Origin of the sequence: Nitratireductor luteus, assembly GCF_026162365.1 — a bacterium.
Taxonomy (GTDB): Bacteria; Pseudomonadota; Alphaproteobacteria; order Rhizobiales; family Rhizobiaceae; genus Chelativorans; species Chelativorans luteus.
Genome location: NZ_JAOANW010000005.1, coordinates 181,194 through 194,499, shown reverse-complemented (window position 1 = coordinate 194,499; position 13,306 = coordinate 181,194). Strand labels below are relative to the sequence as shown.

General features: G+C 62.1%; 12 protein-coding genes and 1 pseudogene. 11 read left to right on the top strand and 2 right to left on the bottom strand.

Annotated features, from left to right (window positions below; all coding sequences use genetic code 11):
- Window positions 1–64: 64 nt before the first annotated feature.
- Complete coding sequence (locus tag N1058_RS07850) at window positions 65–1,246, bottom strand: sigma-54 interaction domain-containing protein (RefSeq protein ID WP_265517154.1); 1,182 nt, start codon at window positions 1,244–1,246, stop codon at window positions 65–67.
- 51 nt (window positions 1,247–1,297) lie between these two features.
- A pseudogene (locus N1058_RS07845) lies at window positions 1,298–1,381 on the bottom strand (hypothetical protein); the annotation flags it as partial.
- Window positions 1,382–1,994: 613 nt separating this feature from the next.
- Here N1058_RS07845 and N1058_RS07840 point away from each other — a divergent pair.
- The 11 genes from N1058_RS07840 to N1058_RS07790 are packed head-to-tail and all read left to right on the top strand — an operon-like array spanning window position 1,995 to window position 13,305.
- Complete coding sequence (locus N1058_RS07840; protein WP_265516951.1) at window positions 1,995–3,170, top strand: CaiB/BaiF CoA transferase family protein; 1,176 nt, start codon at window positions 1,995–1,997, stop codon at window positions 3,168–3,170.
- Between the two features lie 10 nt (window positions 3,171–3,180).
- Window positions 3,181–3,960 (top strand): enoyl-CoA hydratase-related protein, encoded by a 780-nt coding sequence (locus tag N1058_RS07835; RefSeq protein ID WP_265516950.1) that lies wholly within the window; start codon window positions 3,181–3,183, stop codon window positions 3,958–3,960.
- Between the two features lie 3 nt (window positions 3,961–3,963).
- The gene (locus N1058_RS07830) at window positions 3,964–5,580 is read left to right on the top strand and encodes a class I adenylate-forming enzyme family protein (protein ID WP_265516949.1); all 1,617 of its coding nucleotides are present in this window, start codon (window positions 3,964–3,966) and stop codon (window positions 5,578–5,580) included.
- The gene (locus N1058_RS07825) at window positions 5,577–6,344 is read left to right on the top strand and encodes an enoyl-CoA hydratase/isomerase family protein (RefSeq protein WP_265516948.1); all 768 of its coding nucleotides are present in this window, start codon (window positions 5,577–5,579) and stop codon (window positions 6,342–6,344) included. Before N1058_RS07830 ends, N1058_RS07825 begins: the two co-directional genes overlap by 4 nt.
- Window positions 6,337–7,047, top strand: coding sequence for an SDR family NAD(P)-dependent oxidoreductase (locus N1058_RS07820; RefSeq protein WP_265516947.1), 711 nt, complete (start codon window positions 6,337–6,339; stop codon window positions 7,045–7,047). The genes N1058_RS07825 and N1058_RS07820 overlap by 8 nt, the downstream gene beginning before the upstream one ends.
- Window positions 7,044–8,210, top strand: coding sequence for an acyl-CoA dehydrogenase family protein (locus tag N1058_RS07815; protein ID WP_265516946.1), 1,167 nt, complete (start codon window positions 7,044–7,046; stop codon window positions 8,208–8,210). Before N1058_RS07820 ends, N1058_RS07815 begins: the two co-directional genes overlap by 4 nt.
- The gene (locus tag N1058_RS07810; protein ID WP_265516945.1) at window positions 8,207–9,088 is read left to right on the top strand and encodes a 3-hydroxyacyl-CoA dehydrogenase family protein; all 882 of its coding nucleotides are present in this window, start codon (window positions 8,207–8,209) and stop codon (window positions 9,086–9,088) included. Before N1058_RS07815 ends, N1058_RS07810 begins: the two co-directional genes overlap by 4 nt.
- 1 nt (window position 9,089) lies before the next feature.
- A complete protein-coding gene (locus N1058_RS07805) occupies window positions 9,090–9,725 on the top strand; it encodes a 3-hydroxyacyl-CoA dehydrogenase family protein (protein WP_265516944.1) in 636 nt (211 codons plus the stop codon).
- Window positions 9,722–10,840 carry a CaiB/BaiF CoA transferase family protein gene (locus tag N1058_RS07800; protein ID WP_265516943.1) on the top strand — a complete coding sequence of 373 codons (1,119 nt, stop codon included), beginning with the start codon at window positions 9,722–9,724 and terminating at the stop codon, window positions 10,838–10,840. Before N1058_RS07805 ends, N1058_RS07800 begins: the two co-directional genes overlap by 4 nt.
- Entirely contained in the window at window positions 10,827–11,840 is a 1,014-nt protein-coding gene (locus N1058_RS07795; protein ID WP_265516942.1) for an NADPH:quinone oxidoreductase family protein, read from the top strand. Before N1058_RS07800 ends, N1058_RS07795 begins: the two co-directional genes overlap by 14 nt.
- On the top strand, window positions 11,821–13,305 hold the full coding sequence (locus tag N1058_RS07790) for a 3-hydroxyacyl-CoA dehydrogenase (protein ID WP_265516941.1): 1,485 nt from the start codon (window positions 11,821–11,823) through the stop codon (window positions 13,303–13,305). The genes N1058_RS07795 and N1058_RS07790 overlap by 20 nt, the downstream gene beginning before the upstream one ends.
- The last annotated feature ends 1 nt before the right edge of the window (window position 13,306 follow it).

Sequence of the window (13,306 nt, the reverse complement as noted above, 5' to 3'; positions counted from 1 at the left end):
TCACGTGCCAAACGCACGAATGACGGCTGCCTTCGGCCGTTCAAAACTACGCCGGCAAAAAATGCTATTGCTGATCGAGAAGTTTGTAGAGGTAGGAGCGCGATATTCCCAGCTCCTCTGCCACACGCTTCTTGTTGCCGCGGTGGTGCTCCATGGCGTTGCGAACCAAGTCAGTCTCGGTCTGCGCCACAACATCACGCATGCTGCGGCCTTCGGCGCCGACCGATGCTGTTGCTGCGGGAAGCACCGTCGAGGGTGAAAAATCGCCATAGCTCATCAGCGTGTCGGGAGTGATGCGCCCGTCTTCCGCGAAGACGAACGCCCGTTCGATCTCCTGCCTGAGCTGTCTGATGTTCCCCGGCCAGGGCTGCTCCTGCAGGTAGGCGAGCGCCGCTTCGTCCAAGTCGGGCGCAGGCTTGCGATGCTGCAGCGACAATTCCTGAAGAAAATGCGCGACCAGCAGCTCGATGTCTTCCACCCGGTTGCGCAGCGGCGGCACCTGAATGACCAATGGAGTGATCCGATAGAAGAGGTCCAGCCTGAACTTGCCTTCCGAGACAAGGGATTGCAGATCCCGATTGGTCGCGCTGATCAATCTGAAATCGACCTGCCGCGGCTTCGTCGCGCCCACCCGCTCGACGAGCTTGTCCTGAAGCACGCGCAACAGCTTGACCTGCACCTCGAGCGGCATGTCGCCGATTTCATCGAGGAAGATCGTGCCTTCGTGAGCCTGCTCGAACTTGCCGATGCGGCCGCGCTTGTCCGCTCCGGTGAAGGCACCAGGTTCGTAACCGAAGAGTTCGGCTTCGACGAGGTTGGCCGGCAACGCTGCGGAGTTGACCATGACCATCTGGTTGTCGCGCCGAAGACTCAAGGCTTGCAGCGACTGCGCGACCAGTTCCTTCCCTGTGCCGCTTTCGCCGAAGATCAGGACGGGAATCTCAAGCGGTGCGATTTTGGCGATCTCGCGCTTCAGCCGCTGCATCGGCTGGCTTTCTCCGATCAGACTGTCCAGCCCGTAGCCGCGCCTGCGGAGGGCATCGACCTGACGCTTGTGAAACTCGACCTCGTCCTCGAGTGCAGAAACGCGTTTGCTGAGAGCCGCCAGTTGCTCGGGCCCCCTGAACATCACGCGCCCCACCGCGCCGACAATCTTGTCGTCGGACAGGATCGGCATGCGTGAAACGACCCGCTCCGTGCCACGCATCTTTTGGATGTGGCCGACCTCCGCCTTGCCCGTGCGCACCACGGAATCGAGCCTGGTGTTTTCGATGACCTGCCTGACCGGCTTGCCGTTCGCCTCTCCATGCTCGAGGCCGAAGAACTTCTCATGGACCGGCGATATGTAGACGACCCGGGCCTGGTCATCCACGACGGTCATGGCGTCGAAGGGATTGGCGAGCAGGTGCTCGAAAATCTCGTACGCAAAATCCACCGAGGCCAGGAACTCGACCAAGGGCTCGCGTGCCTCGCAAATGAGGACAAGATGTCCGTCCGGGACTGGAAAGAGCAGAACAGAATAGTGTTTCCGATCGAGGATAAGCGGCTGCAACCGTCGCTTTCCCGCCTTTTCGAGCCAGGAATCATCGCTTATCAGCGCGCGGACTCGCGGATCTTCTCCAAGTCCGCGCGCCAGGATCACGCGTCCGTTCTCCGTCAGCGCAAAGCCAAGAACACTCGACATAGCCACCTTCTGCTTTCTTAAACGGCCTGAACAACCCGTTCCGACCGCAGCGAATACACACTAGTGCAGGCAGTGTCTTTGCCAAAGACACTTTTGGACGCCCACTCCCCGTCCAGGATCGATTGCGCGCCGGTTTCCGGCCCAAACCCATCTTTTGCGCGGATTCCTGCAATTGGCATGCCGCTTGCTCAGACTGGCGTATCTGACCTCAGGCGTTGACTGAACGAGCAGCATTATGAACTCAGAGCATTCCGCATCGCTTCCACACGAACTGTTGCCGCTGCTGGATGGCGATCAAGACGGAGACAGGATGCTTTCCGACATCATCGTCCTCGACCTTACGACATCCGTCGCCGGTCCTTACGCCGGCATGATGCTCGGCGACATGGGGGCCGAGGTCATCAAGATCGAACGCCCCGGAGGCGATGATACCCGATCCTGGGGTCCCCCGTTTCATGACGGCGAGGCGCTGTGGTTCCTGAGCGTCAACAGGAACAAGAAGAGCGTCGTTCTCGACCTGACGAATGAACAGGCCCGCGACGTCCTGTACGATTTCGTCGACAAGGCGGATATCGTCCTGGTGAACACGCCGCCGCGGGTATCCCGCAAACTGGGGCTCGACGACCAGACGCTCAGGACCCGCAAACCCGACCTGATCTACGTGTCCATAACCGGCTTCGGCATGGAAGGCGCGCGTGCGGACTGGCCCTGCTACGACCTGATCGCCGAGGGCTATTCCGGCATTATGGACATGACCGGCGAAGCCGATGGAACGCCTCAGAAGATCGGTGCGCCGGCGGCTGATCTCCTGGCGGGGCAGGATGCGGCATACGCGGCGCTTTCTGCCTTGATACGGCGCGGGCGAACGCGCCAGGGTGCGACAATCGACATAGCTCTGGTGGATTCCATGACCCGGTTCCTCAACTGTCAGCTCGTCTCCTATCTGGGCTCCGGCATCGGCGCCCGGAGATCGGGCGGCAAGGACAGCGTCATCGCGGTCTACCAGGCGTTTGAAACCGCCGACAACCCGATCACCATCGGTCTCGGCAACGACAATATCTGGTCGCGGTTCTGGCAGGCTCTCGGTGAGCCTGAATACGGCGCCGATGAGCGCTTCCGTACCAATTCGGATCGCCGGGCCTTCCGCCCGGAAATTGTCGCCAAGATACAAGGGATTCTCAAAACCAAGGGGGCGGGCCATTGGCTTGAATTTCTAAGGCAAGCGCGCATTCCCGTCGGCCCCATCAACAGCCTCGGAGATGTCGTTCGGGATCCGCAACTGCTGGAGCGCGGTCTCTTTTATCGCTTGCGATCGGGGAACGGCACGGTTCCCCAGGTCGGCAACGGCATCCGCATCGATGGCCGCGCAAACATCGCCCGCACGGCGCCACCACGAACAGGGGAGCATACCGAGAGCGCTTTCCGCGAAATACTGAACTACGATCCTGGGAAGCTGGCCCGCCTTCGAGCGGCCGATATCATCTGAAAGGCGGTCCATGACATACGAAACCATTCTTTATCAGGAAACCGGTCCCATCGGGACGATCACGTTGAACCGACCGGACGACGGCAACATGTTCAACGTGACCATGTGCCACGAAATCCGCGACTGCATTGAAACGATCCGGCGCGAGACCAGAACCCGCGTGGTCGTGCTCACCGGGGCAGGAAACCAGTTTTTCTGCGTTGGCGGCCGCAAGGACGGTATGGAGGACACAATGCTTTATGCCGGCACGCTGCCCACGCTCGAGATGTATGAGGCAATTGACAAGCTGCAAAAGCCTGTAATCGCGTCCGTCAACGGTTTCGCGGTCGGCGGCGGCAACGTTCTTCAAATGGTATGCGACTGCACAATCGCCAAGAAGAGCGCGATCTTCAGGCAGGTCGGGCCGATGGTAGGATCGTTCGATGCCGGCTACGGCACCTGGTATCTCGAAGACCTGGTCGGCAAGAAGAAAGCCAAGGAAATCTGGTACCGCAATCCGAAAATAACGGCCGACGAGGCATTGGCTTTGGGCTTGATCAACAAGGTCGTCGCCGACGAAGATCTTGCCGAGGAAACACAGAAGTTTGCCCTGGAAATAGCGGCGCGCGGCTCCTTCGCGCTGGCTTCCATCAAGGCGGCCTTCAATGCCCGGCATGGTGGCGTATCGGGCCTGTCGCGCATGGCGCACGACTTGCTGTTGCGGTCGTACCTTGAGAGCGACGAAGCGCATGAACTCGCCGATGCGTTCTCCGCGCGGCGCGAGCCTGACGCAGGCAAGTTCGGAAGCTGACCAATGCGACCGTATCTCACTCTCCACAATCCTGGCGTGGCGCAGCGCTATTACGATGCCGGACTTTGGACGCAGGACACGTTCTACAGCCTGCTGGTCGCAAACGCGGCGGCGCGTCCCGACGTTCCTGCTCTTCGCGACGGAACAAGCCACCTCACCTGGGCCGAAGTGCTTGCGCGGGTCGATGGCATCGCTGCGGAGTTGCGCATCTACGGCCTGCAGGGCGGCGACCGCGTCTCGATCTGGATGTCGAACAAGCTCGAAGGCATCCTGATGTTCCTGGCATGCGCCCGGGAGGGGTTCGCTTGCAACCCGTCCCTGCACCGGACGCACACCTGCGCCGAGATCGGGACACGACTCAATCGCCTGTCGACGCGTATCCTTTTGACGGAGGATGGTTGGGGCGCAGACCGGACGACTGCGAATTTCGACGCGATCCTGTCCGAGGTCAAAAGCCTCAAGATGGTCTTCACACCGGAGACCTTGCCGGGGGCGGCCCCGAATCTGGCCCAGCCGAACACAGATCCCGACTGCGTTGCCTACCTGGCCTTCACATCCGGAACGACGGGCGAGCCGAAATGCGTCATGCATTCGCACAACACCCTGCTGGCCAACGCGCGCGAACTTGCAAGGGACTGGAACCACGGTCCCGAAACTTCGATCCTCACGCTCTCCCCGCTGTCACACCACATCGCCTGGGTGGCAGTCGCCCAATGGCTGATAGCGGGCGGCAACCTGACGACTGATGACGCCCCGGCAGGCCTCAGCCGCCTGGACTGGATCATTGAATCCGGAGCCAGCTATGTGATGGGGGTTCCGACCCATGCGATGGACATTCTGGAAAGCCAGAAGCAGCGCGGATTGCGCCGTCTCGGCGATGTCGAAGTCTTCTACATGGCGGGTTCGCCCATTCCGCCGTCGGTCGCCGATGCCTTCGTCCGGCAAGGCATCAAGGCACAGAACGTCTACGGCATGACCGAAAACTCGTCGCATCAATACACCCACCCCGACGACGACATCGAGACGATCGTTAACACCTGCGGGCGTGGTGGAAGCGCATACGAGGTCCGCATCTTCGATTCCGACGATCAGGACACGCAGCTTCCTGCCGGCGGCATCGGACAGATCGGGGGACGCGGCGCCGCACTGATGTTGGGCTACTTTGACGATCAGAACGCGACGGAAAAATCGTTCAACAAGGATGGGTGGTTTATGTCCGGTGACCTGGGGTCGTTGGACGAGCGTGGCAACCTGACGATCGAGGGCCGCATCAAGGACCTCATCATTCGCGGCGGCCATAACATCTATCCGGCCCACATAGAGGCGGTCGCCATGCGCCATGATCGCGTCGAGCGGGTCGCCTGCTTTCCGGTGGCGGACCCACGGCTCGGCGAGCGCGTGTGCATAGCCATCATCGGCGATGCGGAACCGGAAGACCTGCTGCTGCATCTCGCAGAGGAGGGTCTTTCGAAGTACGACATGCCGGAATATTTTCTGCGGGTGGATAGCTTTCCGCTCACTGCAAGCGGCAAGATTCTGAAGCGCGAGCTTGTGGAAATGGCCAACCGCCACGAGATCAAGCCGACACCAATCCGCTATCAGCTCGCAGGTGCGAAATGACGGTCGGTCTGGAGATTACTGGCCCTTTCGCTGTCATCACGCTCAACAGGCCGGACAAGCTGAACGCCCTGTCTTTCGAAGTGCTGAGGAAACTCGACGCCCGGCTCGACGAGGTGGCCAGTTCGTCTGTGCGAGCGCTGATTGTGACGGGGGCGGGCAACAAGGCCTTTTGCGCTGGTGCAGACATCGAAGAGCTTCGACACAGGCAGTTGATGGAGCAGAAGCGGGGCGCCGAGCTCGGCCAGGCCGTGTTCGAGAAGATCGCCCGACTGCCGGTCATTTCGATTGCGGCTATCAACGGCTACGCATTCGGCGGCGGCTTGGAGCTTGCGCTTGCCTGCACGCTCAGGATCGTCTCGGCCAACGCCAAGATGGGCCTCCCGGAAATCAGACTCGGCCTGATCCCCGGCTATGGCGGCACACAGCGCCTGCCACGACTGATCGGCGAGGCGCATGCTCTGGATATCATCCTCACCGGTCGCACGATCGACGCGGCCGAGGCCGAGAGGATCGGCCTTGCCAACCGGCTGGTGGATACGGATGTGGTCGCGGCGGCAATGGCCTATGCAAGCGAGATCACCCGTTTCAGCGTGCCATCGATTGGCTTTGCGCGAGACGCCGTCAGGCGCGCACTCGACCTCCCTGTTGCAGAGGGTCTGAAAGTCGAGGCCGATCTTTCCACACTCGCATACAGGACGGCGGACGCCGAAGAGGGCCTCGCCGCATTCGTTGAAAAGCGCAAGCCGGAGTTCAAAGATGCCTGAAGGTCAGATAGTGGTTACGGGCGCGAGCCGGGGGATAGGCGCGGCAATCGCGCTCGACCTGGAGCGGCGAGGCTATCGCATCGCCTCCGTGTCCCGATCGGGCGAGGCGCCGGCGGGCTACGGCGTGGCGTGCGACGTTTCGGACCCCGGAGCCATTTCGGCGGCTTTCCAGGAAGTGGCCGCCAAAGGTGCAATCGTGGGCCTGGTCAATGCGGCCGGCGCGCATTCCGAAAAACCCACCATCGAGCTCACGGTCGAGGAATTCGAGAGCACCTTGCGCCTCAACACGACCGGTCTGCTGGTCGCGTGTCAGAATGTCTACCCGCATCTCGTCGCCCGTGGTGAAGGGCTCATCGTCAACATCGGTTCTTTTGTCGACCGTCTCGCCGTCTCCGAAAACGTGGCTTACGCGTCGTCCAAGGCGGCCGTCGGAGCAATCACGCGCTGCCTTGCCGCGGAATGGGCGGGCGCAGGGATTTCGTTGCTCAACGTCGCCCCTGGCTACATCGAAACCGATCTCAATCGCGCGTTTCTGGCCAATGAGAGAATCCAGAAATGGCTTCGCCGCCGGGTGCCGGTGGGCCGGGCGGGGCATCCGGACGAGGTGGCCAGATTGGTCGGCGCCCTGTTCGCGGAGAACATCGTCTTCCTGACCGGGGAGACGATCTACATCGACGGCGGCCAGGGAGTTCATATCCGATGAATGTGCTTGAACAGATCGAACACCGGCGCGATTGGTCGGAAGAGGAGCGCATGATCCTCGATCAGGTCGGTCGCCTCGCCGACGAAGTGATCGCGCCGCAGGCTGAGCACTATGACAGAACCGGTGAGTTTCCTCATGGCAACGTGAATGCGCTCAACGAACTGGGGCTGAACGCCATTTTCGTGCCGGAGGCCTACGAGGGCATGGCGATGTCCTACCGTCTCTATCTGGAGGTGGTGAAAATCATCTCCGCCGCCTGCGCCTCAACAGGGATCATCTATGCAACGAACTATCACGGCATGAAGCCGCTTATCGACTTCGGTACCGAGGAACAGAAGACCCGCCTTCTGCCGAGAATTGCGAACGGCGGGCTCGGCGCGCTGGCAATTACCGAGGCCGGTGCCGGCTCCGACGCCACAGGAATGAAAACCCGCTTCACACCCGATGGCGATGAGATCGTGGTGAGCGGTAGCAAGCTCTTCATCACGAGTGGTGATCAGGCGGACCTCATTCTTCTGTTCGGTAAGTGGAGCGAAATCGACGACGCGCGCAAGGCGATCTCCGTGCTTATCTTCGAGAAGGGGACGCCGGGGTTCGAAGTGGTGCGCACCGAGCACAAGATGGGTCACAGGGCGTCTTCGACTGCCGCGATTTCCTTCAATGACTGCCGTGTGCCGCGCGCCAATCTCATTGGCGAGCCGGGCGACGGCCTGAAGATACTTCTCGCGTCCCTGAACAAGTCGCGCCCCAGCGTCGCCGCGCATGCCCTCGGCATCGCTCGGGCCGCCTTCGACGACATGGTCAGTTACATCAACGAGCGGCGCCAGTCCGGCAGACGGATCATCGAGTTTCAAGCCAACCAGTTCACGGTTGCCGATCTGGCGACCGACCTCGCTTTTGTCGAGTCGTGGCTGGACCATGTCGCAACGCTCGTCGACGGAGGCACGGCCGATTTCGGCATTGAAGCATCCATGGCCAAGATGCGTGCATCCGACCTCGCCATGCGCATGACCACCGAAGCCGTCCAGATGTTCGGCGGCTATGGATACTGCCAGGACTACCGTGTCGAGCGGCTTATGCGCGATGCGAAGATCACGCAGATCTGGGAGGGAACCAACCAGATCCACAGGCAACTGATCGGAAAGAGCTTTATCCGCAAATGACGAAAACCATCCAGACCGTAGGCGTATGCGGCGCGGCCGGCACGATGGGGGCCGGCATCGCCATCGTGGCGGCGCGCGCCGGCTTCAGGACCATTGCGTTCGACAAATCGCCGGAAGGGCTGTCGCGCGCGGCGCAGAACACCGCTGCGTTCTTCGACAAATCCGTCCAGCGCGGAAAAATGGATACCCGGATGCGCGACCAGATCCTCGCCCGGCTGTCCGCGACATCGGAGATCGACGCGCTGAGCGACTGCGATCTCGTCATCGAGGCTGTGTTCGAGGACATCGGGGTCAAGAAACAGCTCCTCGCGGAGCTCGACGCGGTCTGCTCACCCGAAACGATCTTCGCGTCGAACACGTCCACGCTGTCGATCACCGAAATCGCCTCCGGGTCCACCCGCCCCGAACGGGTGGTGGGCATGCATTTCTGCCTTCCGGCGCAGCTGATGAAACTGGTGGAGATGACGCCGGGCATCCTGACCGATCCCGGCGTGTTTGCGACCGCCTGGAACTGGACCGAACAGTCCGGGCAGCGTCCGGTCAGAACGCAGGACAAACCGGGATTCATCCTCAACGCCCTGCTTGTCCCGTTCAACAACGACGCGATCCGCGCCGTCGAGGCCGGCGTGGCGTCAGCCGACGATATCGACCGGGCGATCAAGGTTGCCCTCGGCTACAAGATGGGACCTCTGGAACTGATCGATCTCATCGGCCTCGATACGCAGATCCGGCTCTGCGAAGCGTTCTACCCCACGACGCTGGACCCCAGGGCATCGGCTCCGCCGCTCTTGCGGAGGATGGTGGCCGCGGGGTTGCTAGGGCGCAAGTCAGGCCGTGGCTTCTTCGAATATGAGAACAGCGCGATGTTCGGGGCATGACATGAAATACTTCGTTCAAGAAAACCCGCAGAGCCGCTCCTTCCCAGGCGGCGACCCTTTCCTGGCGGGAGCAAGTGCGCGGAACGAGGCTGACGTTCTGGTCATTACAGGCGATGCGGCATGTCCGCAGGACACCAAGTTCTCCGCGGTACTGGTCGAACTCGACCTCGAGTGTCTGGGTGCGCGCACGGGTGAAGGCGACGGCGAGGAGGGATCGAATGTGGTCGGCTTCGCCCGCTATCGCAACGGCAACGAACCACCCTCCTCACTGATCGAGCTCGTGCGGCAAAAGAATACGGCGGCAGGAGCCATTGAGGCGGCAAAAGCGGTCTTGCAGGCCGCGGGTTTCAGCGTCTCGGTCTGTACCGATCAGCCCGGTCGCATCATCGACCGGCTGGTGCGGCCCAAATACAACGTTGCACTGCGCTTCCTCGACGAAGGCCTGGCCAGCCGCGCCGACATCGATCTGACGTGTCAGCTGGGCCTCGGCTATCCGGACGGACCAATCGAACGTGTCATACGCGGCGGATTGGGCCGGCACTACGACATCGCCCAGGCCCTTTTCGAAACCTACGGCAATCCGGGATTCGCACCGGCGCGGCGCTCCGTCGTTGCCAAGCAAAGGCGTGAAAATTGAAACCACTCCAAGGACTGAAGGTCATCGACTTCTCCACGCTGCTGCCCGGCCCGCTCGCATCGCTCATCCTCGCCGAAGCCGGTGCGGATGTGGTCAAGCTCGAAAAGCCGGAATCTGGCGACGAGATGCGCACCTATGAGCCGAAATGGGGTGAGGACAGCGTCAATTTCGCGCTGCTGAACCGCGGGAAGAAAAGCCTGGCGGTGGATCTGAAGGATCCGGACGCTCGCGCGGGTCTGCTGTCGCTGATTGGCGAAGCCGACGTCCTCGTCGAGCAGTTTCGTCCCGGCGTCATGGCTCGGCTTGGCCTGGACTACGAGACGCTGGCCGCCCATTTCCCCCGCCTGATTTACTGCTCGATTACCGGGTACGGTCAGGACGGCCCGAAAAAGCACCGCGCCGGGCACGATCTCAACTACATCGCCGAGACCGGGCTGCTGGCGCTGTCGATGGGCAAGAGCGAACGCGTGTTGCCGCCGGCCCTCATCGCCGACATTGCCGGTGGAACCTATCCCGCCGTCATCAACATCCTGCTTGCTCTGCTGCAGCGCGAGCGCACGGGCAATGGCTGTCATCTCGACATCGCCATGACCGAAAGCCTGTTCACGCTCATGTATTGGGCCATCGGCAATGGTCATACGGGATGCTGGCCGCAGAACGGCGGCGACCTCGTCACCGGCGGCACGCCGCGGTACCGGCTCTACGATACCCAGGACGGCGAAACGGTCGCTGTCGCCGCCATTGAAGACAAATTCTGGGGGAATTTCTGCGACGCGATCGGGCTTGAGCAGGCCCTGCGGGATGACGATCGCGATCCGGTCGCAACCGCCGACGCCGTCAGATCGAAGATCGCCGCCAAACCCGGCCGGCACTGGCGTCGGGTCTTCGACGAAGTCGAATGCTGCTGTTCCGTCGTGATCGGGCTGGAAGAAGCCCTCGCCGACAGCCACGTGGCGGCGCGCGGCCTGTTTTCCCGCACCGTCACGAACAGCCGGGGCCAAACCATGCCGGCGCTGCCGGTGCCCCTGGACCGCGCCTTTCTAGGGGTTGCGCGGCCGGCCGCAGCGCCGGGATTGGGCGCACACAATGCGGAGTCCCTTGATGAGGGCGCTTAGGATTCATGCCTTCGGCCCGGTCGAAAATCTCAGGATTGACGACATCGATGCGCCCGTCCCGGTCGCCGAGGAAGTCGCGATCGACGTCGCTTCCGCCGAGCTGAACTTTCCGGATGTTCTGCTGGTCGAAGGCCGCTACCAGCTCAAGCCACGTCTCCCGTTTTCGCCCGGCACCATTGCCGTTGGCAAGATCAGCGCGATCGGCCGCGACGTCTGCGGGCACACGGTTGGCGAACGGGTTTTCGCGCATCTGCCTCATGGCGCTTTCGCCGAAACCGTCTGCGCAAAAGCCGAGCACTGCGTCGCCGTGCCCGCCGACATCCCTTCAGACAAAGCCGCCGCGCTTGGCCTGCCCTATCAAACGGCCTGGTTCGCGCTGCGAGAGCGCGCCCGCCTGTCGCGCGATGAAAGCGTGCTTGTTCTCGGCGGGGCGAGTGCTGTCGGGCTCGCCAGCATCGGCTTGGCCAAGGCCTTCGGCGCCGGCCGCGTGATCGCCGCCATCCGGGGTCAACGGGGTGTTGACCTCGTACGGAGCGCGGGCGCCGACGAAGTGGTCGACCTGACGGCGGAGAACCTGCGCGACAGTCTAAGGTCGCAGGTGCTCGCCGCCAATTCCGGCCAAGGCGCCGAAATCATAATCGACCCCATCGGCGGGGATGTGGCGAGCGCCGCGTTGCGGGCGATCGGATGGAACGGCCGCTACATCGTCGTCGGTTTCGCCGCCGGCCAAGTCCCGCAGTTCAACGCGGGCCATCTGCTGGTGAAGAACATTTCGGTTTCCGGGCTGCAGTCCACCGATTATCGGGATCGCTTTCCGCAGCAGGCGGCGGACGCCCGGCGAGAAATATTCTCGTTCTACCGCAGCGGATTGATCGATGCGCCGATCGCAGCGCGAGTGCCGCTGGAACGCGTGGCCGAAGGCCTTTCGATGATCCGCGATGGTGTCGTGAAAGGCAGAGTAATTTTGGAGATGAACGCACATGAACGGCCTTACGACTGACGATACCGTGGTCGTCGCCGGCGCCGGGGCAATGGGCGCGGGCATAGCGCAAGTCGCTGCGGCCGCCGGCCACCGCGTTCTGCTGTACGACGCCTTCGAGGGAGCGAGCGTTCGCGGCCTCGCCAGGATCGCTGAAGGCCTGAAGCACCAGGTCGCCAGGCAACGCATGTCCGAAGCGGAGATGCGGCGCATCACGGGGCTGATCAAGCCGGTTGATCATATGGAGCCGACCGCCGGCGCATCCCTCTACATCGAGGCGGTTCCGGAAGACCTGGAGATCAAGCGGAAGCTGTTCCGGGAATTCGAGCGGATGAGCGAACCGGACGCGATCTTCGCGACCAATACGTCTTCGATCTCGGTGACGGCGATCGGCGCGCATCTTGAAAGACCTCACCGCCTCGTCGGAATGCACTTCTTCAATCCGGCGCCGGTGATGAAGCTCGTCGAAATCGTTTCGGGAGCGGCCACCGATCCGATGATTGCTGAAAGCGTCCTGGCGACCGCCGTGGCCTGGGGCAAGGTGGCCGTGTCATGCCGCTCCACGCCCGGCTTCATCGTCAACCGTGTGGCGCGGCCGTTCTACGGGGAGGCCTTGCGTCTTCGCGAGGAAGGTTTTTCGGACCCCGCCACGATCGATGCTATCATGACGGAATCGGGCGGCTTTCGAATGGGCCCCTTCGCGCTCATGGACCTTATCGGACACGACGTGAACTATGCGGTCACATCGTCCGTGTTCGAAGCCTACTTTCACGACCCGCGCTACCGTCCCTCGCTCCTGCAAAAGGAGCTCGTCGATGCAGGCTGGCTTGGCCGCAAAACGGGACGGGGCCTCTTCGACTACACGGACCAGGCGGCCGTGTCCTCGGCATTTTCGGAAGCACGTGCCGGCGACGCCTCGGCGGAAGAAGCGCCCCTGAGAACAAGGGCAAGTTTTGCGATCGGTCGAACATCGGTCAGGCAATCGGACGGGCGTAGCGCCGCTGCCGTGGAGGCGACGGAGCAAAGTCCCGTCATACTCTACGATCTCATGCTCGACCGGTCGTCGGCGACACGCGTCGCGCTGACCGCCTCCCCGGGTGTCTGTCCGGAGGATTGGCGCAAGCTCGTCGCAGGCCTTCAGGCGGATGGCTTTGCTGTTTCGCGCGTAGCGGACCGGCCGGGGCTTGTGGTGCTCCGGACCGTGGCGATGCTGGTGAACGAGGCTTTCGAGGCCCAACTGCAGGGTGTCGCGCAACAGTCGGAAATCGACAACGCGATGCGCTTTGGCGTCAACTATCCCATTGGCCCGTTTGCGTGGGCGGAGAAGATCGGTTGCTCAACCGTGTTGAAGGCTCTTGATGCCATCTCGGCCGAAACAGGCGACCCGCGATATCGGCCTTCTCTTGCTCTTCGCCAAGCGGCTTGGCGTGAGAGCATTCAGGTGGCTCCTCAAAGGGAGAGCGCCCCGGAATCAACCATTTCCTGAA

Bases quoted from the DNA above. Each gene is read 5' to 3' on its own strand.
- N1058_RS07840 (WP_265516951.1), top strand. From the start codon at position 1,995: ATGCTTTCCGACATCATCGTCCTCGACCTTACGACATCCGTCGCCGGT.
- N1058_RS07835 (WP_265516950.1), top strand. From the start codon at position 3,181: ATGACATACGAAACCATTCTTTATCAGGAAACCGGTCCCATCGGGACG.
- N1058_RS07830 (WP_265516949.1), top strand. From the start codon at position 3,964: ATGCGACCGTATCTCACTCTCCACAATCCTGGCGTGGCGCAGCGCTAT.
- N1058_RS07825 (WP_265516948.1), top strand. From the start codon at position 5,577: ATGACGGTCGGTCTGGAGATTACTGGCCCTTTCGCTGTCATCACGCTC.
- N1058_RS07820 (WP_265516947.1), top strand. From the start codon at position 6,337: ATGCCTGAAGGTCAGATAGTGGTTACGGGCGCGAGCCGGGGGATAGGC.
- N1058_RS07815 (WP_265516946.1), top strand. From the start codon at position 7,044: ATGAATGTGCTTGAACAGATCGAACACCGGCGCGATTGGTCGGAAGAG.
- N1058_RS07810 (WP_265516945.1), top strand. From the start codon at position 8,207: ATGACGAAAACCATCCAGACCGTAGGCGTATGCGGCGCGGCCGGCACG.
- N1058_RS07805 (WP_265516944.1), top strand. From the start codon at position 9,090: ATGAAATACTTCGTTCAAGAAAACCCGCAGAGCCGCTCCTTCCCAGGC.
- N1058_RS07795 (WP_265516942.1), top strand. From the start codon at position 10,827: ATGAGGGCGCTTAGGATTCATGCCTTCGGCCCGGTCGAAAATCTCAGG.
- N1058_RS07790 (WP_265516941.1), top strand. From the start codon at position 11,821: ATGAACGGCCTTACGACTGACGATACCGTGGTCGTCGCCGGCGCCGGG.